Origin of the sequence: Paraburkholderia sp. SIMBA_027 (assembly GCF_046535315.1) — a bacterium.
Classification (GTDB): domain Bacteria; phylum Pseudomonadota; class Gammaproteobacteria; order Burkholderiales; family Burkholderiaceae; genus Paraburkholderia; species Paraburkholderia tropica.
The window spans coordinates 1-275 of sequence record NZ_JAWRWY010000482.1; the positions used below are offsets into that span (position 1 = coordinate 1).

Annotated in this window: 1 protein-coding gene; it reads left to right on the forward strand. The window is 33.8% G+C overall.

The genetic code is table 11. The features are described from left to right. Nucleotides 1–275 (forward strand): tetratricopeptide repeat protein (locus SB764_RS39920; RefSeq protein WP_410866737.1); only part of this gene is annotated, 275 nt, incomplete at both ends.

A 275-nucleotide genomic window follows, 5' to 3' on the forward strand; every position in this document is an offset into this window, starting at 1 on the left:
TGCTCACTTCAAAAATATATCGCAAAAATTAGGGTATACTGTGTTGCCATCACAAGACTTAGTCAATAATTTAGGTTATACCTGTATGGGCCTTAAAAAGTGGGACAAAGCAGAGACTTTTTTTAAAATGAATACTGATAATTATCCACAAGACGCCAACAGTTTTGATAGTATGGGAGATTTTTATGAAGCAAGAGGTGACATTAAAAAAGCAATTGAAAACTTTACAAAAGCACTTACTTTGGGCAATGATACAGAGACACGAAGAAAATTGG